Below are 22,776 nucleotides of genomic sequence, written 5' to 3'. Positions count from 1 at the left end.
TCTCTCGCCTGATTACAAATTTGTCGTCTTAAAAAGTGATACAGGTTGCGCCCTGTTCGGCACCGGACAGTTTTTCACGCAAGGCACTGAATAATTCACGTCCTGTTCCCACGCGTGACGCGCTCAGGTCAGGAATGTGCGGTTCGCGAGCAGCCAGTTCCGCTTCGTCTACCAGCAGCGTCAGTTCGCCTGTCTGTCCATTCACACGAATGATGTCCCCGTCGCGCACTTTTGCCAGCAGCCCGCCATCGTAGGCTTCTGGTGTTACGTGGATAGCTGACGGCACTTTACCTGAAGCACCAGAGAGTCGTCCATCAGTAACTAACGCAATTTTGAAACACCGGTCCAATAATACACCAAGTGGCGGCATGAGTTTATGTAATTCTGGCATTCCGTTCGCTTTTGGCCCCTGATGACGGACAACAACCACACAATCGCGATCCAGCAAACCCGCTTCAAAGGCAGGCATAACGTCATGTTGGCTTTCAAAAACAACCGCAGGCGCTTCAATCACTTGGTTTTCTACCGGTACGGCAGAGGTCTTCATAACCGCACGGCCCAGGTTACCGCTTAACACTTTTGTCCCGCCATGATGAGAGAAAGGCTGCTCGAAGGAAGCAATCACATTGCTGTCGAGCGATTTTTCTGCGCCTTCGCGCCAGTCCAGCTCACCGTTATTCAGCCACGGTTCGAGGGTATAACGCGAAAGGCCAAAACCCGCTACCGTGTTGACATCTTCATGCAGCAGACCCGCCTTGAGCAGTTCACGTACCAGCACCGGTACACCACCCGCCGCCTGGAAGTGGTTAATATCAGCCGGACCGTTCGGGTAGAGACGCGCCATCAGCGGTACGACATCAGAAAGATCAGAGAAGTCATCCCAGTTAATCTGAATACCCGCCGCACGCGCCATCGCCACCAGGTGCATTGTGTGGTTAGTGGAGCCGCCGGTCGCCAGCAGTGCAACAATACCGTTCACCACCACTTTCTCATCGATCATCTTACCGATCGGCATCCATTCATTACCATTACCGGTCATGCGTGTAACCTGACGCGCAGCGGCAGCGGTCAAAGCATCGCGCAGCGGAGAATCCGGATGAACAAAAGAAGAGCCTGGCAACTGCATCCCCATAAACTCCACCACCATCTGGTTGGTGTTGGCAGTACCGTAGAAAGTACATGTTCCCGGCGCATGATAAGACGCGGCTTCTGACTCCAGTAGTGCCATGCGGTCCACTTTACCTTCGGCATAAAGCTGGCGAATACGCACTTTTTCTTTATTTGGCAAACCGCTTGCCATCGGTCCAGACGGCACAAACACCGCAGGCAAATGACCAAACGACAGGGCTGCCATCGTCAGACCCGGGACAATCTTGTCGCACACGCCGAGAAACAGCGCGCCATCAAACATATTATGGGACAGCCCCACCGCCGCAGACATTGCAATCACTTCGCGGCTTAGCAGCGACAGTTCCATGCCGTCCTGCCCCTGGGTTACACCATCGCACATAGCCGGAACACCACCTGCAACCTGACCGACCGCGTTGGCTTCATGCAGTGCTTTACGAATAATCTCCGGGTAGTGTTCATAAGGCTGGTGGGCAGAGAGCATGTCGTTGTAGGAGGTGATGATAGCAATATTGTTACGCAACATGCTTTTCAGAGAGGCTTTGTCTTCTGGCTGGCAGGCAGCGAAACCGTGTGCCAGGTTACCACATGCCAACTGCGAACGATGAACGGTCGAAGTTTTCGCTTGTTCGATCCGGGCGAGGTATGCAGAGCGAGTCTCGCGCGAACGTTCAATGATTCGATTTGTTACGCGTAACAATTGTGGATTCATAAAGGCTCCTGAAATTGAGTTGTCAGAGCAGGATGATTCACAACGCGTTTCATTCAGGAAAATTATGACTGAAACGCCTGTAACCGGAGCTCATAGGGCAGAAACGTTTCAGTCAGTGTAATAAAAAAAGCCTCGTGGGTGAATCCACACGAGGCTCAAAAGTGTAAAAATTACTCTACAATCTGTGCAAGATCATGTTACCGGTAAAATAACCCGTAAGGATAAGTCGAGATATTACTCAAACTCATTCCAGGAACGACCGTCACGAGTAATCATCGCCACCGAGGCAACAGGTCCCCAGGTTCCGGCCTGATACGGTTTCGGTGCATCGTTGTCCATCGCCCAGGCTTCAGTAATAGAATCCACCCATTTCCACGCTTCTTCTACTTCATCGCGACGCACAAACAACGCCTGAATACCGCGCATCGTTTCCAGCAACAGACGTTCGTAAGCATCAGCCAGATGTGTCTGATTAAAGGTTTCTGAATAGCTCAGATCCAGCTTAGTGATTTGCAGGTTATGTTTATGGTCAAGACCAGGAACTTTATTCAGTACCTGGATATCCACGCCCTCATCAGGTTGCAGACGGATGGTTAATTTGTTCTGCGGCAGATCCTGCCAGGATTCTTTAAACAGATTCAGTTCTGGCGTTTTGAAATAGACCACCACTTCAGAGCATTTAGTCGGCAGACGTTTACCGGTACGCAGGTAGAACGGTACGCCAGCCCAGCGCCAGTTATCGATGTCGACGCGGATCGCCACGAAGGTTTCCGTGTTACTGCTTTTGTTCGCGCCCTCTTCTTCCAGATAACCCGGTACTTTTTTGCCCTGCGCAAAACCTGCGGTGTACTGCCCACGCACCGTCTTTTCACGCACGTTAGAGCGATCAATGCGGCGCAGCGACTTAAGTACTTTCACTTTTTCATCCCGGATGCTATCGGCACTCAGGTCAGACGGCGGAGACATCGCAATCATGCAGAGAATTTGTAGCAGGTGGTTCTGGATCATATCGCGCATCTGACCGGCTTTATCGAAATAGCCCCAGCGCCCTTCGATCCCAACCTCTTCTGCCACCGTGATCTCAACATGATCAATGGTGCGATTGTCCCAGTTGTTCACAAACAGTGAGTTAGCAAAACGCAGCGCCAGCAGGTTCAGTACCGTTTCTTTACCCAGATAGTGGTCGATACGGTAAACCTGGCACTCCTCGAAGTATTCGCCTACCTGATCGTTGATTTCACGCGAGGTCGCCAGCGACGTACCCAGCGGTTTTTCCATCACCACGCGTGCCGGTTTGCCGTTCAGTTTCGCCTCACCCAGCCCTTTGCAGATTGCACCAAAGGTGCCAGGAGGCATGGCAAAGTAGTTAATGGTGATACGATTTTTTTGATCCAGCATCGCACCGAGACGACTGAATGCAGCCGTATCATTGACGTCGAGATTACAAAAATCCAGACGCGCACTCAGGGTGTCCCATAAACCTTCATCAATGGTTTCTTTCATGAAAGTTTCGAGCGCCTCGCGGACAACTTTTGTATATGCCGCTTTATCCCAGTCAGCACGCCCTACGCCGATAATCCGGGTGTCTGGGTTGAGCTGACCGGCTTTTTCCAGTTGATACAGGGAAGGCAGCAATTTACGACGCGCAAGGTCGCCTTTCGCGCCGAAAATGACCAGGTCACAGGCCTGGGCTGTTTGCGTTACCGCCATGTCATTCTCCTTAAGTTAACTAACCCGGTACTTAAGCCTGGGTATAATTGTAATTTTCTTACGGTGCACTGTACTGCTTTTACGAGCTTGCGAAAACTGTAAACGCTTATCCACCCGTGCGATTACGGCAAAAGCGCGTAAAGTGCGGCAAAACTGATAAAAAAACCATCGTTTTCCTTTGGGTAAAAATCTGACACTGATCATGTTATGAAAAAAAATAACAACTTTTTTATCTGCTTTTGTCATTAACACAGCACACAGGCGTAATATCTGACAAAACTGCATTTCGATTTCTTTCAGTGCGGAAATCGTCATTACCCGTGAGTCTCTTTACATCATGAATATGCTGGAAAAAATCCAGTCTCAGCTGGAACATTTGAGCAAATCAGAACGCAAAGTTGCCGAGGTCATTCTTGTCTCGCCCGACAACGCGATCCATTCGAGTATTGCTGCGCTGGCACTGGAAGCCAATGTTAGCGAACCTACAGTCAATCGTTTCTGTCGCAGCATGGACACTCGCGGTTTTCCTGATTTTAAACTGCATCTGGCGCAAAGTCTGGCTAATGGCACACCCTATGTTAATCGCAACGTCAGTGAAGATGACAGCGTTGAATCATACACAGGGAAAATATTTGAGTCGGCAATGGCTACTCTCGATCACGTCCGCCACTCGCTGGATAAGTCCGCCGTCAATCGCGCTGTTGATCTCCTCACCCAGGCGAAGAAAATTGCCTTTTTCGGGTTAGGTTCTTCTGCCGCTGTTGCTCACGATGCAATGAATAAGTTTTTTCGCTTCAATGTTCCGGTGATCTACTCGGACGATATCGTACTGCAGCGAATGAGTTGTATGAACTGTAGCGATGGAGACGTCGTTGTGTTGATTTCCCACACCGGCAGGACCAAAAATCTGGTTGAATTGGCGCAGCTGGCGCGGGAAAACGACGCAATGGTGATTGCCCTCACCTCTGCTGGTACACCACTCGCCCGGGAAGCAACGCTGGCAATTACCCTCGACGTACCGGAAGATACTGACATTTATATGCCCATGGTCTCTCGACTTGCCCAGTTGACCGTGATAGATGTGCTGGCAACAGGATTTACTTTGCGACGCGGCGCAAAATTCAGAGATAACTTGAAGCGGGTCAAGGAAGCTCTCAAGGAATCGCGTTTTGATAAGCAGTTACTTAATTTAAGTGACGATCGTTAAAACGATTGCCACTGTTCTAATCTTATACGACATCCGAATGAGATTAATTTATCGCCAAAATGGCTTTATTTCATTCGGATTTCATGTTCAAGCAACACCTTGTTGTTTCAGTCAACGGAGTATTACATGTCCAGAAGGCTTCGCAGAACCAAAATCGTTACCACGTTAGGCCCTGCTACTGATCGCGATAATAACCTTGAAAAAGTTATCGCTGCCGGCGCAAACGTTGTACGTATGAACTTTTCTCACGGCTCGCCTGAAGATCACAAAATGCGCGCGGATAAAGTTCGTGAAATTGCCGCAAAACTGGGGCGTCATGTGGCTATTCTGGGTGACCTTCAGGGGCCAAAGATTCGTGTATCTACCTTTAAAGAAGGTAAGGTATTCCTCAATATTGGGGATAAATTCCTGCTGGACGCCAACCTGGGGAAAGGTGAAGGCGATAAAGAAAAAGTCGGTATCGACTATAAAGGATTGCCTGCTGACGTCGTGCCTGGCGATATTTTGCTGCTCGACGACGGTCGCGTTCAGTTAAAAGTGCTGGAAGTCCAGGGCATGAAAGTGTTCACCGAAGTGACCGTCGGCGGCCCTCTCTCCAACAATAAAGGGATCAACAAACTCGGCGGCGGCCTGTCGGCTGAAGCACTGACCGAGAAAGATAAAGCAGATATCCAGACTGCGGCGCTGATTGGCGTGGATTACCTGGCTGTCTCCTTCCCTCGCTGCGGCGAAGATCTGAACTATGCTCGCCGTCTGGCGCGCGACGCAGGTTGTGATGCGAAAATTGTCGCCAAGGTTGAACGTGCAGAAGCCGTTTGCAGCCAGGACGCGATGGACGACATTATTCTCGCCTCTGACGTGGTGATGGTTGCACGTGGCGACCTCGGCGTAGAAATTGGCGATCCTGAACTGGTCGGCATTCAGAAAGCGTTGATTCGTCGCGCGCGTCAGCTGAACCGCGCGGTAATCACTGCGACCCAGATGATGGAGTCAATGATTACCAACCCAATGCCGACTCGAGCAGAAGTTATGGACGTGGCAAACGCCGTGCTGGATGGTACTGACGCAGTAATGTTGTCTGCAGAAACCGCTGCGGGTCAGTATCCGTCAGAAACCGTTGCAGCCATGGCGCGCGTTTGCCTGGGTGCGGAAAAAATCCCAAGCATCAACGTGTCTAAACATCGTCTGGACGTTCAATTCGACAATGTGGAAGAAGCTATCGCCATGTCCGCGATGTATGCGGCTAACCACCTGAAAGGTGTTACCGCTATCATCACCATGACCGAATCAGGTCGTACCGCGCTGATGACTTCCCGTATCAGCTCCGGACTGCCGATTTTTGCGATGTCTCGCCATGAGCGCACCCTGAACCTGACTGCGCTTTATCGTGGTGTAACGCCGGTCTATTTTGACAGCGCGAATGATGGCGTGGTTGCTGCCAGCGAAGCGGTAAATCTGCTGCGCGATAAAGGCTACCTGATGTCTGGTGACCTGGTAATTGTCACCCAGGGCGATGTGATGAGTACCGTGGGTTCTACCAATACCACGCGTATTTTAACCGTAGAGTAAGTACATTGCCGGATACGGTGAGAACGCCTTGTCCGGCCTGCAATTCAATGATAATTCAACTAATTTCGAATCTTCTGAAGCAAACTTGAACTTATCATCAGACGAAAGCCTCTCTTCGTGAGAGGCTTTTTCTATTTGATGGGATAAAGATCTTTGCGTTTATACGGCTGGATTTCGCCCGGTTTGCGTGTCTTGAGCAATTTTAAAATCCAGGTGTATTGCTCTGGTCGCGGACCAACAAAAATCTCGACTTCTTCATTCATCCGCCGCGCAATGGTATGGTCATCTGCCTCTGACAAGTCATCCATCGGCGGGCGCACCTGAATCGTCAAACGATGTGTCTTGCCGTCATAAATCGGAAACAACGGTACGACATGCGCACGACACACTTTCATCAGACGACCAATCGCGGGCAGCGTCGCTTTATAGGTTGCAAAGAAATCAACAAATTCACTGTGCTCCGGGCCATGATCCTGATCGGGCAAATAATAGCCCCAGTACCCCTGACGAACCGACTGGATGAACGGTTTTATGCCGTCATTCCTCGCATGTAGACGACCGCCAAAACGACGACGCACGGTGTTCCAGACATAATCAAAAACCGGATTGCCCTGATTATGGAACATCGCCGCCATTTTCTGCCCTTGCGAGGCCATCAGCATCGCGGGGATATCTACCGCCCAGCCGTGCGGCACCAGAAAGATCACTTTCTCGTCGTTACGCCGCATCTCTTCGATGATTTCCAGTCCCTGCCAGTCTACGCGCGGCTGAATTTTTTCCGGCCCGCGTATCGCCAGTTCTGCCATCATCGCCATCGCCTGCGGCGCTGTGGCAAACATCTCATCCACAATCGCTTCGCGTTCAGCTTCGCTACGTTCTGGAAAGCAAAGAGACAGATTGATTAACGCACGACGACGTGAGCTTTTACCCAATCGTCCGGCAAAACGTCCCAGCCGCGCCAGAATGGGATCGCGGAATTTCGGAGGGGTTAAGGCAATGCCGGCCATCGCCGCCACACCCAACCAGGCTCCCCAGTAACGCGGATGGCGAAAGGATTTATCAAACTCAGGAATGTATTCACTATTATTTTTTTTCGTTTCCATGCTTTTCCAGTTTCGGATAAGGCAAATATCAATCTGCTGATAGTGTAGCGGCGCAACTTGCCCCGCACCAAATAAAAAAGCCGGTACTGACTGCGTACCGGCTGCGAATGGGTGTTAATTAATCAAACTGTAGCTGCGGCACAATCTCTTTGGCCTGCGCCAGGAACTCACTGCGATCGGAGCCAGTCAGCCCTTCGGTACGCGGCAGTTTCGCCGTCAGCGGGTTTACGGCCTGCTGGTTGATCCATACTTCATAGTGCAAATGCGGCCCGGTTGAACGCCCGGTATTACCAGAAAGCGCGATACGATCGCCACGTTTTACCTTCTGCCCCGGTTTCACCAGAATCTTGCGCAGGTGCATATAACGCGTGGTATAGGTGCGGCCATGACGGATCGCAACATAATAACCTGCGGCGCCACTGCGTTTGGCTACAACCACTTCACCGTCGCCCACCGAAAGTACCGGCGTACCCTGTGGCATCGCGAAATCAACGCCCCTGTGCGGCGCAACGCGGCCTGTTACCGGGTTCAGACGACGCGGGTTAAAGTTAGACGAGATACGGAACTGCTTCGCCGTCGGGAATCGCAAGAATCCTTTCGCCAGACCAGTACCGTTACGATCATAGAACTTGCCATCTTCGGCACGGATAGCGTAGTAATCTTTACCTTCAGAACGCAAACGTACGCCCAGTAACTGGCTTTGTTCACGTTTGCCATCAAGCATTTCACGTGACATTAATACCGCAAATTCATCGCCTTTTTTAACCTTCCGAAAGTCCATCTGCCACTGTAACGCTTTAATCACTGCGCTCACTTCAGCACTGGTTAAACCAGCACTTCTGGCGCTGGCAACAAAGCTCGACCCTACAGTGCCTTTCAGTAGATTATTAACCCACTCCCCTTGCTGCATTTCGCTGGTCATTTTAAAACCGTTTGCTGCAGTGCGGTCATAGGTACGCGTTTCCCGACGAGAAACTTCCCAGGTCAGACGTTGTAAATCGCCCTCTGCGGTTAATGTCCAGGTGAGTTGTTGACCAATTTTCAGGTTACGCAGATCTTTATCCGCAGCAGCCAGTTGGGTGATATCACCCATATCAATACCATATTGATTGAGGATGCTACTTAGCGTATCGCCTGTGGAAACAACATATTCATGCACACCCGCTTCTCCGGCGATCTTGTCGTCCAGTTCATCTTGCGGAATGGCTTCATCTTCTTGTGCGGCTTGATCAATCGGTTCACTGGCTTCAGGTAAAAGTGAACGGATTTCGTTTTGTTCCAGCTCAATAGTTTTAACAATTGGCGTGGCGTCGCGGTGGTAAACATAGGGCCGCCAGACAGCGACGGCCAGAGTAAGAACGGTGAGCGACCCCAACATAACGCGGTGTGGTCGCGGTAAATTATTAAACGCCAGGGCGACAGAGCGGGCTATCTGTTGCACGTAATCACTTCCTCATTAATCTCCTTTCAGGCAGCTCGCGTACTGGTTGGCTAATTGATTCAGAAATTCTGAATAGCTTGTTTTACCCAGTTTGATATTCGTCCCAAGGGGATCCAACGTTCCCATACGAACGGATGTCCCTCGTGCGACGCTTTCAACGACCGCTGGCCTGAACTGTGGTTCAGCAAAAACGCAGGTTGCTTTTTGCTCAACCAACTGTGTTCTTATTTCATGTAAACGCTGCGCGCCCGGTTGAATCTCTGGGTTAACGGTAAAATGACCAAGCGGTGTCAGTCCGAATTGTTTTTCGAAGTAGCCGTAAGCATCATGAAAAACGAAATAACCTTTTCCCTTGAGCGGCGCGAGCTCATTACCAACCTGTTTATCGGTTGCAACTAATTGTGCCTCAAAATCCTTCAGGTTGGCGTCAAGTTTGGCTCGACTTTGCGGCATAAGTTCCACTAATTTTCCATGGATTGCAACCGCTGTAGCCCGCGCTATCTCTGGGGAGAGCCAAAGATGCATGTTGAAATCGCCGTGATGGTGATCTTCGTCACTTTTTTCCGCGTGGTTATGATCATCATCATCGCCGTGAATACTTTTCATCAGCATCGGTTTCACATCATCTAGCTGCGCAATCGTTACCTGTTTCGCCTCAGGTAATTTGCTCACCGGCTTTTGCATAAACGCTTCCATCTCCGGGCCAACCCAGACGACTAAGTCCGCGTTCTGTAAGCGTTTTACATCCGATGGACGCAGTGAATAATCGTGTTCAGAAGCACCATCAGGCAGTAATACTTCAGTCTCTGTTACCCCATCAGCAATGGCGGAAGCGATGAATCCAATAGGTTTAAGCGAAGCAACAACGGCGGCATCTGCCGCCTGTGTTGCACCACCCCAGAGAGCGGCGGATAATGCTGCGAAAAGAAGCGTTTTTTTATGTAACATAATGCGACCAATCATCGTAATGAATACAAGAAGTGTGATATTATAACATTTCATGACTACTGCAAGACTAAAATTAACATGACAAGTCTGGTTTCCCTGGAAAATGTCTCGGTTTCTTTTGGCCAACGCCGCGTCCTCTCTGATGTGTCGCTGGAACTTAAACCTGGAAAAATTTTGACCTTACTTGGGCCGAACGGCGCAGGTAAGTCGACGCTGGTGCGGGTTGTGCTCGGGCTGGTAACACCAGATGAAGGTGTTATCAAGCGCCACGGAAAACTGCGTATCGGCTACGTGCCGCAAAAGCTCTATCTCGACACCACGTTGCCACTGACCGTAAACCGTTTTTTACGCTTACGCCCCGGTTCATATAAAGAAGACATTCTGCCCGCACTGAAACGCGTTCAGGCCGGGCATCTGATTGACGCGCCAATGCAAAAGCTCTCTGGCGGCGAAACGCAGCGTGTACTGCTGGCGCGCGCGTTGTTAAATCAACCGCAATTATTAGTGCTGGATGAACCCACTCAAGGCGTGGATGTAAATGGTCAGGTTGCGTTGTACGACCTGATTGATCAACTGCGTCGCGAACTGGATTGTGGCGTATTAATGGTTTCTCACGATCTGCATCTGGTGATGGCAAAAACCGATGAAGTACTTTGCCTCAATCACCACATCTGTTGTTCCGGCACACCGGAAGTCGTTTCCCTGCATCCAGAATTTATTTCGATGTTTGGACCTCGCGGTGCTGAGCAGCTGGGTATATATCGCCATCATCATAATCACCGCCATGATTTACAGGGGCGGATTATTCTGCGTCGGGGAAATGATCGCTCATGATTGAATTATTATTTCCTGGTTGGTTAGCCGGGATCATGCTGGCCTGTGCTGCAGGTCCGCTGGGTTCGTTTGTTGTCTGGCGCCGTATGTCTTATTTCGGCGACACGCTGGCGCATGCATCTTTACTTGGCGTCGCGTTTGGCCTGCTACTGGATGTGAATCCTTTCTATGCAGTGATTGCGGTTACGCTGCTGCTGGCGGGCGGTCTGGTATGGCTGGAAAAGCGCCCACAACTGGCGATCGATACATTATTGGGAATTATGGCGCACAGTGCTTTGTCGCTGGGTCTGGTCGTCGTCAGCCTGATGTCTAACATTCGCGTTGACTTGATGGCATATCTGTTCGGTGATTTGCTGGCAGTGACGCCGGAAGATCTTATCTCCATTGCGATTGGCGTGGTCATCGTGGTGGCAATTCTGTTCTGGCAATGGCGCAATTTACTGTCGATGACGATTAGCCCGGATCTGGCGTTTGTCGATGGCGTAAAATTACAGCGCGTAAAATTATTGTTGATGCTGGTGACGGCATTGACGATTGGCGTGGCAATGAAATTTGTCGGCGCGTTGATTATTACCTCGCTGCTGATTATTCCTGCGGCTACTGCACGTCGTTTTGCCCGCACGCCGGAGCAGATGGCTGGTGTCGCGGTTTTGGTGGGGATGATTGCCGTAACTGGTGGTTTAACCTTTTCCGCGTTTTACGATACGCCAGCAGGCCCGTCGGTGGTGCTGTGTGCGGCGCTGTTGTTTATTATCAGTATGATGAAAAAGCAAGCCAACTAAATTGCGACTGGCACTATACAGTGCCAGTTTCATCGACCAGGTCACCGCATTACGAGTATCACCAAAAAACCATTCTGTAAGAACGAGCGACCAGAGAATGTTTATATGGTCTGCATAAAATCCATGTCCGCATTCGACAAATTAAACGACGATATTAAGAATTTTCCTTTGCAGTTATTTCTCCACGAAAAAGCGAAACCAGATCCACTAACCCGCGAAAAATATCATCGTTCTCTCGAAAAAACGTGAGTGAGCAGATAAGCAGTCTCTGGAAACTGGCAATAAATACAGGAATGTAGCACCGAGAAATAGGAGTATCAGTATAAGTTCGTAAGGTGTATGAATTGCAGCACATTTGCTCGCCGGGCATTAAGTGCAGGAGTAAATCCAATCTTCATTACTGCACAGAGGGGCATTTTTCTGTTCGCATTGGGGGCAAATAATAATGACAATCCCCTGGCAATTCTGGATGTAAATTTCAGTTCTGATGTACCAACAGTGCCCCGTTCAAAACGAGAAAGTAACCCCTTCTGTTTCAACTACTCACTGCGCCCAGTCCGGTTTATTGAGTATATGATCCTGCCAGTCGATCACTTCTGATTCTTTCACTGCAATATGACGTACAGAGATTCGCTCACCGTGCATTGCCGCTTTCGAACCAGTCATCAGTGGATGCCATTGTGGCAATGTCTTCCCTTCCGCCAGCAACCGATAAGCACAGGTCATCGGTAGCCATTCGAATGTTGGCAGGTTTTCGCGGGTTAATTTAATGCAGTCGGGTTCAAACTCGAAGCGGCGTTCGTAGTTCCGACATTGACAGGTTTTAATATTAAGCTGACGGCAAGCGACGTTAGTGAAGTAGATTTCGTCGGTGTCTTCATCCATCAGTTTATGCAGGCAGCACTGACCACAACCATCACACAACGACTCCCATTCAGCATCGCTCATTTCATCAAGGGTTTTACTTTGCCAGAAAGGTATATCGCTCATCAGGTGTTCCGCCATTACGTTAAAACGCACCTTATAACCAGTCTGGCACAGCGATGCAAGTTTTGCCGCCTCATTCAGGCGGCAAAAAAGTATTACAAAACGCGAGTTGTCAAAGAATGACCATCGAAAGTAACAGTCAGTTCATCGCCACTGTGTAGCGGGCCGACACCATCAGGCGTGCCTGTTAACACAACATCACCGGCCTTGAGGGTAAAAAACTTGCTCATATAAGCAATCAGCGGAACGATTTTATGGATCATGTCCGCAGTCGTACCTTGTTGGCGTTGTTCGCCGTTAACGCTCAGCCCCAGCGATATATTTTGCGGATCGCCAGTGAACTCTGCGGCGGGAATAAACCCGGAAAGTGGACAAGAGTTATCAAACGCTTTGGCCTTTTCCCACGGCTGCCCGGCTTTCTTCATTTTTGCCTGAATATCACGTAATGTCAGATCGAGCGCCACGCCGTAACCCACAATAGCTTTTCGCACATGCTCTTCCGTGGCCTGACGTAGCGTCGCGCCAATCAACACTGCCAGTTCCACTTCATGATGAACCGCACCGAAATCTGAGGGGATAGCCAATGGCTGGCGCAGATCGCACAGTGCCGTTTCAGGTTTAATGAACAACACGGGCTCTTCAGGCACTTCACTGCCCATCTCTTTAATATGCCTGGCATAATTACTGCCAACACAAACTACTTTACTCACCGGATAATCCAGCAGCGCACCTTGCCAGTTGTGATGTTGATACATAACGCTCCTCTCACTTCATCGTGGATCTTAAAACCCGCTCCGACAAATATGATGCCACCGCCAGATATTGGTTATTTTTTAGTGCTGTCTGTATTTTTCGCCATCACAGAAAGATGTTGCTTCAGCAAATCCTCAGGAGGTGGTGGCAATTGAAGATAATAGCCATGCTCAGCTAAGGCCTGTTTAACTTTCTCAATATCGGCATTTACCAGTTTCTTTCTCCCGTCCAATGGAAGAATCATCGCAAGTTGCGGTTGACCAAAACCTTTCATCAGCTCCTCTGGAACACGTGAAAAGTCGTCTTTTTTTTCAACATATAAATAGGTCTGGTCACGTTTACTACTTCGATAGATCACACAAAACATAATTTTACTCTGAATAAATGGGGGGGTGACTTGCCTCAATATAATCCAGACTATAACATGCCTTATAGTCTTCGTAATATCATCGCACGCTGATGATGATGGTAATTAGCTAATTGAGTAAGGCCAGGATGTCAAACACGCCAATCGAGCTTAAAGGTAGCAGCTTCACCTTATCTGTGGTTCATCTGCATGAGGCAGAACCTAAGGTTATTCATCAGGCGCTGGAAGACAAAATCGCTCAGGCTCCGGCATTTTTAAATCATGCTCCCATCGTACTCAATGTCAGTGGCCTCGAAGAACAGGTCAACTGGCCAGCAATGCACAAAGCTATCTCAGCAACAGGCTTGCGGATCATTGGTGTCAGTGGCTGCAAAAATGCGAAGCTGAAAGCTGAAATCGAAAAGATGGGGTTGCCAATCCTGACTGAAGGAAAGGAAAAAGCGCCACGTCCAGCACCGGCCCCCCAGGTTCCTGCGAAAAATACAACACCGGACACAAAAACGCGCTTAATAGATACCCCTGTACGTTCCGGTCAGCGCATTTATGCGCCACAATGTGATCTGATTGTTACAAGCCATGTTAGCGCAGGGGCAGAATTGATCGCAGATGGTAACATTCATGTCTATGGCATGATGCGCGGTCGTGCGCTAGCCGGGGCAAGTGGTGACCGGGAAGCACAAATATTTTGTACGAGTCTGATGGCAGAACTGGTATCTATCGCCGGTGAATACTGGCTGAGCGATAAAATCCCAGCAGAATTTTATGGCAAAGCGGCACGACTGCAATTAGTCGAAAACGCTTTGACCGTTCAATCGTTAAATTGATCCCTTTTTAACAAGGAATTTTTATGGCACGCATTATTGTTGTTACTTCGGGGAAAGGGGGCGTTGGAAAGACAACCTCCAGCGCGGCCATCGCCACTGGTTTGGCCCAGAAGGGAAAGAAAACTGTCGTGATCGATTTTGATATCGGCTTGCGTAATCTCGACCTGATTATGGGTTGCGAGCGCCGGGTCGTTTACGATTTCGTCAACGTCATTCAGGGCGATGCAACGCTAAATCAGGCGTTAATTAAGGATAAGCGTACTGATAATCTCTATATTCTCCCGGCATCGCAAACTCGCGATAAAGACGCCCTCACCCGCGAAGGGGTGGCCAAAGTTCTTGATGACCTGAAAGCGATGGACTTTGAGTTTATCGTTTGTGACTCACCGGCGGGTATTGAAACCGGTGCATTAATGGCTCTTTATTTCGCTGATGAGGCCATTATTACCACCAACCCGGAAGTCTCATCAGTTCGTGACTCTGACCGTATTTTAGGTATTCTGGCGTCGAAATCACGTCGCGCAGAAAACGGCGAAGAACCCATTAAAGAGCACCTGCTGTTAACGCGCTATAACCCTGGTCGCGTGCACAAAGGAGACATGTTGAGCATGGAAGACGTGCTGGAGATCCTGCGCATCAAGCTCGTCGGCGTGATCCCAGAGGATCAATCAGTATTGCGCGCCTCTAACCAGGGGGAACCGGTTATTCTCGATATCAACGCCGATGCGGGTAAAGCCTACGCTGATACCGTAGAACGTCTGTTGGGAGAAGAACGTCCTTTCCGCTTCATTGAAGAAGAGAAGAAAGGCTTCCTCAAACGCTTGTTCGGAGGATAAGTTATGGCATTACTCGATTTCTTTCTCTCACGGAAGAAAAACACGGCCAACATTGCAAAAGAACGGTTGCAAATTATTGTTGCTGAACGCCGTCGCAGCGATGCAGAACCACACTATCTGCCCCAGTTGCGTAAAGATATTCTTGAGGTCATTTGTAAATACGTACAAATCGATCCCGAGATGGTGACCGTACAGCTTGAGCAAAAAGATGGTGATATTTCCATTCTTGAGTTGAACGTAACCCTGCCGGAAGCAGAAGAGCTGAAATAAGCTGTATTAGCTCAGGTCCGATCTGACAGTTACCGGTTATTTATACAGGTATCTGTCAGATTACACCCTGGTTAAATTTTTCTCTTCCCCGGTTCGCTATTAAGTAATGTTGTCATCGGCGTCCAGGCACAGCCCCCTTCCCTCTGTTGAGTTCGCTCATTTGGTGTTAGTACAGAAAATGGGAATTACCTCCTGTTTTGTATAAACGGTAACACTCCCCCTTCAAGCTCCAGCGTCAAATTAAGTCGCACTAATTCACATTATCGCCACCACAATAAAATCACTGACATTACGTTTTCTGATAAATATTGTTCACATATAAATTACACAATAATATTGATATTTCAGATTGCCTTACCTTTGCAATGCAATGTTAACATTTGATGACATTTCTTGAATAAAATATTCAAAATCAATGAGTTAATTCTTATTTAAGATTATTCCCATTCAAGCAAAAAACATAACTCTTATTATACAAACCGCGCTCATTTTGAATGATCTGAATAATATCGAGCGTTCTTTAGTTAAGCTGCTCTTAATTGAAGACGAAATTATTGTGTGTGCAACTTACTTAATACCGGACATCTAAGTTGAAGAAAAAAACACTCGCCTTCGGGCTCATCTCAATATTACTCTGCTCCACGCCAGCCATGGCGGATATGAATCGCACCACTAAAGGCGCATTGTTAGGCGCAGGCGTAGGCTTACTGACTGGCAATGGTGTAAATGGCGTACTGAAAGGTGCTGCTGTAGGTGCAGGTGTTGGCGCAGTAACTGAAAAAGGTCGCGATGGTAAAAATGCCCGTAAAGGCGCAAAAGTAGGCGCGGCCGTTGGCGCAGTTACAGGCGTCCTGACCGGCAATGGTCTGGAAGGCGCGATTAAAGGTGCTGTGATTGGTGGTACAGGTGGTGCCATTCTGGGTAAAATGAAATAAGGTATGACGATGAAAAAATTTGCTTTACTGGCTGGACTGTTTGTTTTCGCACCAATGACCTGGGCGCAGGATTATAATATTAAGAACGGCCTGCCGGCAGAAACCTACATTACTTGCGCAGAAGCCAACGAAATGGCAAAAACTGACAGCGCACAGGTTGCAGATATCGTCGCGGTAATGGGTAATGCCAGCGTTACTAGCCGTGATTTAAAAATTGAGCAATCTCCAGAACTGAGTGCCAAAGTGGTAGAAAAACTGAATCAGGTTTGTGCTAAAGATCCGCAAATGCTGTTAATTACCGCAATTGATGACACCATGCGTGCCATCGGCAAAAAATAATAGTTAATGTAGTACCGCGCCGATTTATTCGACGCGGTATATTTTTAGCGGATGGATATGCTTATAAACAAAAATGAAGTGTTAGTATTTGGCTTTGGTTTATTCCGTCAGTTTTCACTGTATCAAAAACTATTTTACTGCAATCATATCCGTATACACACTCCTCACCGCAGAGTAATTTCCCCAAAACTAAACCTGACCAGTTTTTCCAGTTTCAAAGATTAATCATCTTACTGATTGGATTTATAAGCATTTCTGATCAAATATCTGTCAGCCCAAATTGTCAAAACGTATTGAAAAGAAGGGTTAATGCTGATCCCTTTGGCTTACCAGCTTCTCTCTTAACCGGTTAAGCAAATTGATTACCAACCAAACCAGTGCATTGATTAAATTTATGGTAACAAGCACTTCTCCTAGCCAGATGCTGGGTTTGGCGACCAGGATAATCAGGATGGAGATCAGCATAAACGCAATGGAAAAGATGATATACAAAGAGAAATAATCCAGGCTATTACTTTTGTTCATGCTACTTACGGTGATCCTGACAAAATCTTCAGACAATTATAGCAAACAAAATAATGAACAATAGTAACAAGAAGCAACGAGCTAATTACCTGTCTACAATTGCACCATTTCATCGCCTTGCTGATCAATTTTCAGCCAAATATCATCATGCTATGTCAACTAGTGCAATATTCACTCAACAACCACTTTCACCTTCGGTTTTGAGAGAATAATTTTGACGAGTTCAATATACGTCACCGGTTTATAGAAATAGTACCCTTGCTGGAACGTAATATTATTCTGGTTCAAATAGTCGAGCTGCTCCTTCGTCTCGACGCCTTCGGCGACAATACTGATAGAAAGTTTGCGCGCCAGATCCAGCACACAGTCCAGAATCCGGGTGGAATCAGGATCTGCATTGACCCGACCGACGAAACTGTGATCAATCTTAATATAATCGATGTGCAGATCATGGAGATAAGAAAGCCCTGAGTAGCCCGTACCAAAATCATCCAGCGCGATAACAAAACCATTTTCATGCAGAATGTTCAATCGCTGAACCAAATTTTCATCAACATGCAACGCTTCACGCTCAGTAACTTCGAGAACGAGATTCAAATCATGGCGAGTGAAGCTGTCGCGGTATGTCAGACATTCTTCAACAAATGTCGGCGAAATAATATGCGAGGCGCTAAAATTGATCCCAACATGAAATCCTTCCGGCAGTTTACTGGCGATCGCGTTCATTTGTGTGGCGACCTGACTCATCAAACTTTGAGTGAGCGGAACTATCAACCCTGATTTTTCAGCAAGTGGAATAAACGCTGCAGGTGAAATATATCCTCCACGTGGGTGTTTCCATCGGGCAAGGACTTCTACACCGCGTAACGTCCCTTCCCGACCATTAACTACCGGTTGGTAAAAAGGCACAATCTCACCATTACTTATCGCCCTACGCAGAATCTCTTCAGGTGTGTCTGTTTTATTGAAATATTTATCAAGTAAAAAGGCAGCGGAACAGGATATTAACAAGCTGAATATCAAAATACCCAAGCCTTTGTCGATCATTCTGGTAAAGCTAAATAGTGGCGGCTGGTTATAGATAATACTGAAATGATATTCAGTGGAGTTAACCCGTCCAGAAAGTTGATGTCTGCCATTGAGAGTTGTCACATCTCCCGACGGCCCAATAATATTATCCCCCACACGCAAACTATATTTCACCCCCTTCAACGGCACATGGAGCGCCCCACGGATATGCTGGTCGCTAATAGTCACCAGAATACGCGTCTCAGCGAACTGAATCTGATAGAGCAGAATGGGTAATCTATTTACAGTGTCAAGCGCCGGAGCCAACAGCAAATTACTGTCAGGTATCACAGGAATACGAGATAGCAGTACTCGATTACCCGGCAGCGATGTACACCAGACTGCACCTTGTTTGAGAATGATGATCGTCCGCAGATGGGGTTTCAGCGCGGCTTCTGTACCTAGCTGATATTGTTCATCCAGATCGCACCTCTTCCCTGCAATTTCCATTGCCGTTTGAGTCGCCTGTGACGCTTCCTCAAGAATATGATTAATGTTATTGGCGGCGTACTTCGCCCCAGCAAGACTCTCTGCTTTTGCGGAATACCAGAGCTGAATATTCAAAATAGAGACGCCAGTAATAAACAGGCACACCGCAACGAGGATGGGGATAAGTATATTGCGCATTCGCGTGTCCCAGAGCCATTATTCTCTGTTCATTCGCTCAATCTGGCGTCTACAGAGAGCATGGTAGAGAGAATCAGAAATATCCACGTTCTTGATGAAATTTTACCCCACTATGCCGCAATACCTTCAATGTTGGATAAAAATCTCAAGTGCGCGTTAATTGATTGCCCCTAAGGCAGAGAAGACGTATTGAGCAACAAACCAGAACAAGAATATTGGGTAGGCAACGTTCTCTGTGTACTCATCCTTTAATACTTAACTGTATCAATGAGTAAGGATATGCTGAACTGGTACAACGTCGATGGGGACAGTAAAGGTGATACCGAGGTAAGGCAGTGTAAATTGTTACTCTACGCGACCCAGCTTTTTCTTCAATAGCACACGGCACCTGCTCATAACAGACTGTATCCATCAATAGCGGCATCCAAAATCAGATCCATTACATACAGCAATGTCACTGGAATGAATGTGAAAAACCGAGAGCAGTGATATAAATTGTACAAGTCAAAACGTGTATTTTTTACATTTTTGAAAACCAGAAAAATAACTTTTTCTGATAACATCTATAACCAGTTAGAATTAGAAAGAGCGCGATAGATTCTTATTTAGCAAGTCAGGCTATAGAAACCATATAATGCGAACTCTGGTTACGTAAGACATTTTCTTCCCCCCCCCCCATGTTACAAATTGTAAAGATTAACTCTTCCTGATTGCATTCAACTTGTCTGGTCATATCTAAATAGATATGTAAAATTGATAACGGCTGGTAATCATTCAATACTCGCACTATAGAAAGTTCGCCAGCCTGCCGCAGGCACGCGCCTTTATACGTCGTGTCTGCGGTTTTGTTGTGATATTTATATAGAAGTACTGGTGAATTATGAGCAATCTGAATCCATGCATGGCGTGTGGTGCCTGTTGTGCATTTTTCCGCGTCTCTTTTTACTGGGCCGAAGCTGATGATGCAGGCGGAACCATACCGGCTCATCTTACTGAGCAGATATCCCCTTACCACCGATGTATGCGCGGTACTAACCAGAAGAACCCACGCTGTATTGCCCTGGCAGGAACGCCTGGAAAAAACGCCTGCTGCACAATATATAAAAACCGCTCATCCACATGTAGAGAATTCGCCATGTCAGGCGAGCATGGTGAAATTAATGAGGCATGTAATCGCGCCCGAGCTAAATATGGACTACCTCCAATTTAAATTTAATTAGCCCCGTACGATCGTCATCCTCAACAATATATCCAGGTAGCAAAACAAAATATGCCGCGACATTACTGTCGCGGTCAAACCATTAAAAATAAATACAGGAGAAAACCAAAATAAATTATAAAACAGCTCATCAACAATTATTAACCATTGATAAAATAAAAGTACCTCTGTAACATTATCATATTTTATTTTTCATAGACGATTTTTTCCGTGTTATGCTATAATATGGCGAATAAACACAGGTTATCAACTTGTCAGTAATGTAAATAAATTTCGAGGAGATCATTCCAGTGGGACGTAAATGGGCCAATATTGTTGCTAAAAAAACGGCTAAAGACGGTGCAACGTCTAAAATATATGCAAAATTCGGTGTGGAAATCTATGCTGCCGCTAAACAAGGTGAACCAGACCCAGAATTAAACACATCTTTAAAATTCGTTATTGAACGTGCGAAGCAGGCACAAGTTCCAAAACACGTTATTGATAAAGCCATTGATAAAGCCAAAGGTGGCGGAGATGAAACGTTCGTACAAGGACGTTATGAAGGCTTTGGACCAAATGGTTCAATGATTATCGCTGAAACGTTGACTTCAAATGTTAATCGTACAATTGCTAATATTCGCACAATTTTCAATAAAAAAGGCGGAAATATTGGAGCAGCAGGTTCTGTCAGCTATATGTTTGACAATACTGGTGTGATTGTATTTAAAGGAACAAATCCTGACCATATTTTTGAAATCTTGCTCGATGCCGAAGTAGATGTTCGTGATGTAACTGAAGAAGAAGGAAGCATCGTTATTTATACTGAACCTACAGATCTTCACAAAGGAATTGCAGCTCTGAAAGCTGCCGGCATTACTGAGTTTTCAACAACAGAATTAGAATTGATTGCTCAATCAGAAGTTGAACTTTCACCAGAAGATTTAGAAATCTTTGAAGGGCTTGTTGATGCCCTCGAAGATGATGATGATGTCCAAAAAGTTTATCATAACGTTGCCAATCTCTAATTATAAATATCCTCCGGCTATGCCGGAGGTTTTTCAGATGCGCCTATAAGGCTCTGTTTCCAGCCGCGCCCTAACTGGTGCATATGATCTAACATTTGCATTCAACTTCGTTACTTACGACCCGTAAACAAGCTGCCTGGATATGGGTTCAATAATTGTTCGCCAATTTTATCTTCTTCGAGCTGGTGCTTTATATATTCTTGTATCCTCGCTGTGTTCTTACCCAGCGTATCTAAATAATAACTTCTACACCAAAATTCCCTGTTCCTGTATTTGAATTTTAGATCTCTAAATGCTCATAGAGCATCAGACTGCGTTTACCCTTCAGATAGCCCATAAACCTCGATACGCTCATTTTCGACGGGATCTCCACATGTATGTGGATATATCCACACAGCATTCTGCTTTCGCAACGGCTCACTCCTTTGTGTATTTCGCATCAAGAGCAGCAACATCGCACTGGCGCAGCTGCATATCAGTAAAGGAAATGTCCTCAGCTTCTGATACCTCTGATTATCGATATCACCCTGAAGAAGGGCTGTTGAATAAATCAGATTGCAATGAGCAACGAGGCTAACGTCAGCAAATAAAAAGGGCGCCTACTGGCAATCTTATGAATTCAACACATTACATATAGGTTCAGGTATTGCACAGTCCTGTACCTTGTAACTAATATCGAAAGGCAATAAAAATATCCGATATATAACTCATGATACTTGCCCATAAAAAAGCCCTTCTGGAGAAGGGCAGGTTTTTGTATGCGCAATGTTCCATCATCTGCATGGTGCCGGGTGCCTCCCGGTGAGTCCGGCATCAGCATCCGAACCCGCAATATTGCCGCTAAAGCCGAAGGATATTTGCAACCTTGCTGATATGCCCCTCCGCACAGGGGGATTCACCATGCAGGGATTTTTTAACAAATAAGAAAAATGGTATCAATACCATAATCTCGAAAATACATAATTTTATCAAATACAATTAATTTGTTATCGGAATATGATAATTACGGATTTTCCTGCATCCGAAACAACAAAATCCACTCAACGGCAGGTTTATACTATTTCGGCACAATATCAAAATTTGCTCAAATAAAGAAAAAGGAGTGATAGCGACCTGCTGATCTCCCCCTTAGCACAGAGCAGTCACCATGCGATGATTTTTTAACACCAACGCATGGTACCGACTACCTGAATTGAACTGGTGCCCCATTGGTTACAAGTCAGTGACTCTGCCTGCTGAGCTAATGGCTGTATGGTTGGTGGCTCTTGCTGGATTTGAACCAGCGACCTGGCGATTATGAGTCGCTCGCTCTCACCACTGAGCTAAAGGGCCAGAAAAACGAATTTACTCCCTTAGAAACATATATATACAGTCTACATTATCGCATTATAAATAAAAGAAAAATAAAAGTTGATATTTTCTTATCAAATAAAGGTATTAATCGTATTGTATATTTTGATGATTTATATCACCTTATAAAAACAAGTAAGGCTTTAACAATTATCAAAACAAAAATTTCATCATATTTTGAAATAAAAGGATTCAACAGATATATCTATCACCACAATAGACCACATATCAAAAC

General features: G+C 46.9%; 23 protein-coding genes, 1 tRNA gene and 1 pseudogene. 12 read left to right on the top strand and 13 right to left on the bottom strand.

Going from position 1 to position 22,776, the window contains the following annotated elements:
* Window positions 1–28 precede the first annotated feature (28 nt).
* From edd to HEN21_RS00115, 3 genes are all read right to left on the bottom strand, one after another.
* A complete protein-coding gene (edd, locus tag HEN21_RS00125) occupies window positions 29–1,840 on the bottom strand; it encodes a phosphogluconate dehydratase (RefSeq protein ID WP_001069467.1) in 1,812 nt (603 codons plus the stop codon).
* Between the two features lie 234 nt (window positions 1,841–2,074).
* Window positions 2,075–3,550, bottom strand: coding sequence for a glucose-6-phosphate dehydrogenase (gene zwf / locus HEN21_RS00120; protein ID WP_000301722.1), 1,476 nt, complete (start codon window positions 3,548–3,550; stop codon window positions 2,075–2,077).
* 15 nt (window positions 3,551–3,565) lie between these two features.
* A complete protein-coding gene (locus HEN21_RS00115; RefSeq protein WP_016158103.1) occupies window positions 3,566–3,865 on the bottom strand; it encodes a hypothetical protein in 300 nt (99 codons plus the stop codon).
* Window positions 3,866–3,887: 22 nt separating this feature from the next.
* Here HEN21_RS00115 and hexR point away from each other — a divergent pair, with 22 nt between their 5' ends.
* Window positions 3,888–4,757, top strand: coding sequence for a DNA-binding transcriptional regulator HexR (gene hexR / locus HEN21_RS00110; protein WP_001056712.1), 870 nt, complete (start codon window positions 3,888–3,890; stop codon window positions 4,755–4,757).
* Window positions 4,758–4,883: 126 nt separating this feature from the next.
* On the top strand, window positions 4,884–6,326 hold the full coding sequence (pyk, locus tag HEN21_RS00105) for a pyruvate kinase (RefSeq protein WP_000091160.1): 1,443 nt from the start codon (window positions 4,884–4,886) through the stop codon (window positions 6,324–6,326).
* A 131-nt stretch (window positions 6,327–6,457) separates the two neighbouring features.
* Here pyk and lpxM read toward each other — a convergent pair whose 3' ends face one another.
* The 3 genes from lpxM to znuA form a co-directional block, all read right to left on the bottom strand.
* Window positions 6,458–7,429, bottom strand: coding sequence for a lauroyl-Kdo(2)-lipid IV(A) myristoyltransferase (gene lpxM, locus HEN21_RS00100; protein ID WP_010351562.1), 972 nt, complete (start codon window positions 7,427–7,429; stop codon window positions 6,458–6,460).
* Window positions 7,430–7,547: 118 nt separating this feature from the next.
* On the bottom strand, window positions 7,548–8,870 hold the full coding sequence (gene mepM, locus HEN21_RS00095; RefSeq protein ID WP_001184035.1) for a murein DD-endopeptidase MepM: 1,323 nt from the start codon (window positions 8,868–8,870) through the stop codon (window positions 7,548–7,550).
* Window positions 8,871–8,885: 15 nt separating this feature from the next.
* On the bottom strand, window positions 8,886–9,818 hold the full coding sequence (gene znuA, locus HEN21_RS00090) for a zinc ABC transporter substrate-binding protein ZnuA (protein WP_024192227.1): 933 nt from the start codon (window positions 9,816–9,818) through the stop codon (window positions 8,886–8,888).
* A 78-nt stretch (window positions 9,819–9,896) separates the two neighbouring features.
* Here znuA and znuC point away from each other — a divergent pair, with 78 nt between their 5' ends.
* Both znuC and znuB read left to right on the top strand, forming a co-directional pair.
* Complete coding sequence (znuC, locus tag HEN21_RS00085) at window positions 9,897–10,652, top strand: zinc ABC transporter ATP-binding protein ZnuC (protein ID WP_176252061.1); 756 nt, start codon at window positions 9,897–9,899, stop codon at window positions 10,650–10,652.
* Window positions 10,649–11,434 (top strand): zinc ABC transporter permease subunit ZnuB, encoded by a 786-nt coding sequence (gene znuB, locus HEN21_RS00080; protein ID WP_000571472.1) that lies wholly within the window; start codon window positions 10,649–10,651, stop codon window positions 11,432–11,434. Before znuC ends, znuB begins: the two co-directional genes overlap by 4 nt.
* 543 nt (window positions 11,435–11,977) lie before the next feature.
* Here znuB and HEN21_RS00075 read toward each other — a convergent pair.
* From HEN21_RS00075 to HEN21_RS00065, 3 genes are all read right to left on the bottom strand, one after another.
* Window positions 11,978–12,424 (bottom strand): YcgN family cysteine cluster protein, encoded by a 447-nt coding sequence (locus HEN21_RS00075; RefSeq protein WP_016158098.1) that lies wholly within the window; start codon window positions 12,422–12,424, stop codon window positions 11,978–11,980.
* Window positions 12,425–12,516: 92 nt separating this feature from the next.
* Window positions 12,517–13,176 (bottom strand): fumarylacetoacetate hydrolase family protein, encoded by a 660-nt coding sequence (locus tag HEN21_RS00070; protein WP_000284294.1) that lies wholly within the window; start codon window positions 13,174–13,176, stop codon window positions 12,517–12,519.
* Window positions 13,177–13,247: 71 nt separating this feature from the next.
* Window positions 13,248–13,541: a YcgL domain-containing protein gene (locus HEN21_RS00065; protein WP_001516252.1), complete on the bottom strand. Its 294-nt coding sequence runs from the start codon at window positions 13,539–13,541 to the stop codon at window positions 13,248–13,250.
* Window positions 13,542–13,669: 128 nt separating this feature from the next.
* Here HEN21_RS00065 and minC point away from each other — a divergent pair, with 128 nt between their 5' ends.
* The 6 genes from minC to HEN21_RS00040 all read left to right on the top strand — a co-directional run bounded on the left by minC (window position 13,670) and on the right by HEN21_RS00040 (window position 16,745).
* Window positions 13,670–14,365 (top strand): septum site-determining protein MinC, encoded by a 696-nt coding sequence (gene minC / locus HEN21_RS00060; RefSeq protein WP_010345785.1) that lies wholly within the window; start codon window positions 13,670–13,672, stop codon window positions 14,363–14,365.
* 23 nt (window positions 14,366–14,388) lie between these two features.
* Window positions 14,389–15,201, top strand: a complete 813-nt coding sequence (gene minD / locus HEN21_RS00055) for a septum site-determining protein MinD (protein WP_000101043.1) — start codon at window positions 14,389–14,391, stop codon at window positions 15,199–15,201.
* A gap of 3 nt (window positions 15,202–15,204) precedes the next feature.
* Complete coding sequence (gene minE, locus HEN21_RS00050; protein WP_001185665.1) at window positions 15,205–15,471, top strand: cell division topological specificity factor MinE; 267 nt, start codon at window positions 15,205–15,207, stop codon at window positions 15,469–15,471.
* Window positions 15,472–15,907: 436 nt separating this feature from the next.
* On the top strand, window positions 15,908–16,060 hold the full coding sequence (locus HEN21_RS23345; RefSeq protein WP_370906317.1) for a hypothetical protein: 153 nt from the start codon (window positions 15,908–15,910) through the stop codon (window positions 16,058–16,060).
* Between the two features lies 1 nt (window position 16,061).
* Window positions 16,062–16,406: a YMGG-like glycine zipper-containing protein gene (locus HEN21_RS00045; protein ID WP_000730702.1), complete on the top strand. Its 345-nt coding sequence runs from the start codon at window positions 16,062–16,064 to the stop codon at window positions 16,404–16,406.
* A gap of 3 nt (window positions 16,407–16,409) precedes the next feature.
* A complete protein-coding gene (locus tag HEN21_RS00040; protein ID WP_000178040.1) occupies window positions 16,410–16,745 on the top strand; it encodes a YmgD family protein in 336 nt (111 codons plus the stop codon).
* 306 nt (window positions 16,746–17,051) lie between these two features.
* Here the strand turns inward: HEN21_RS00040 and ymgF are convergent, their stop codons facing one another.
* Complete coding sequence (ymgF, locus tag HEN21_RS00035; protein WP_001043534.1) at window positions 17,052–17,270, bottom strand: cell division-associated protein YmgF; 219 nt, start codon at window positions 17,268–17,270, stop codon at window positions 17,052–17,054.
* Between the two features lie 171 nt (window positions 17,271–17,441).
* Window positions 17,442–18,965 (bottom strand): cyclic diguanylate phosphodiesterase, encoded by a 1,524-nt coding sequence (locus HEN21_RS00030; protein ID WP_001244376.1) that lies wholly within the window; start codon window positions 18,963–18,965, stop codon window positions 17,442–17,444.
* An 880-nt stretch (window positions 18,966–19,845) separates the two neighbouring features.
* Between HEN21_RS00030 and HEN21_RS00025 the strand changes: the two genes are divergently transcribed.
* Together HEN21_RS00025 and HEN21_RS00020 are read left to right on the top strand one after the other, a co-directional pair.
* On the top strand, window positions 19,846–20,175 hold the full coding sequence (locus tag HEN21_RS00025; protein ID WP_010345776.1) for a YkgJ family cysteine cluster protein: 330 nt from the start codon (window positions 19,846–19,848) through the stop codon (window positions 20,173–20,175).
* A gap of 299 nt (window positions 20,176–20,474) precedes the next feature.
* A complete protein-coding gene (locus tag HEN21_RS00020) occupies window positions 20,475–21,191 on the top strand; it encodes a YebC/PmpR family DNA-binding transcriptional regulator (RefSeq protein WP_000532905.1) in 717 nt (238 codons plus the stop codon).
* A gap of 110 nt (window positions 21,192–21,301) precedes the next feature.
* Here the strand turns inward: HEN21_RS00020 and tnpA are convergent.
* Both tnpA and HEN21_RS00005 read right to left on the bottom strand, forming a co-directional pair.
* Window positions 21,302–21,605: pseudogene (tnpA, locus tag HEN21_RS00015) on the bottom strand (IS200/IS605 family transposase); the annotation flags it as partial.
* 842 nt (window positions 21,606–22,447) lie between these two features.
* A tRNA-Ile gene (locus tag HEN21_RS00005) sits at window positions 22,448–22,523 on the bottom strand.
* Window positions 22,524–22,776 lie beyond the last annotated feature (253 nt).

This window comes from Escherichia sp. 93.1518 (assembly GCF_013368915.2).
Taxonomy (GTDB): Bacteria; Pseudomonadota; Gammaproteobacteria; order Enterobacterales; family Enterobacteriaceae; genus Escherichia; species Escherichia ruysiae.
Note: the sequence above shows the minus strand (reverse complement) of the source record. Positions and strands in the feature narration are given on the sequence as shown.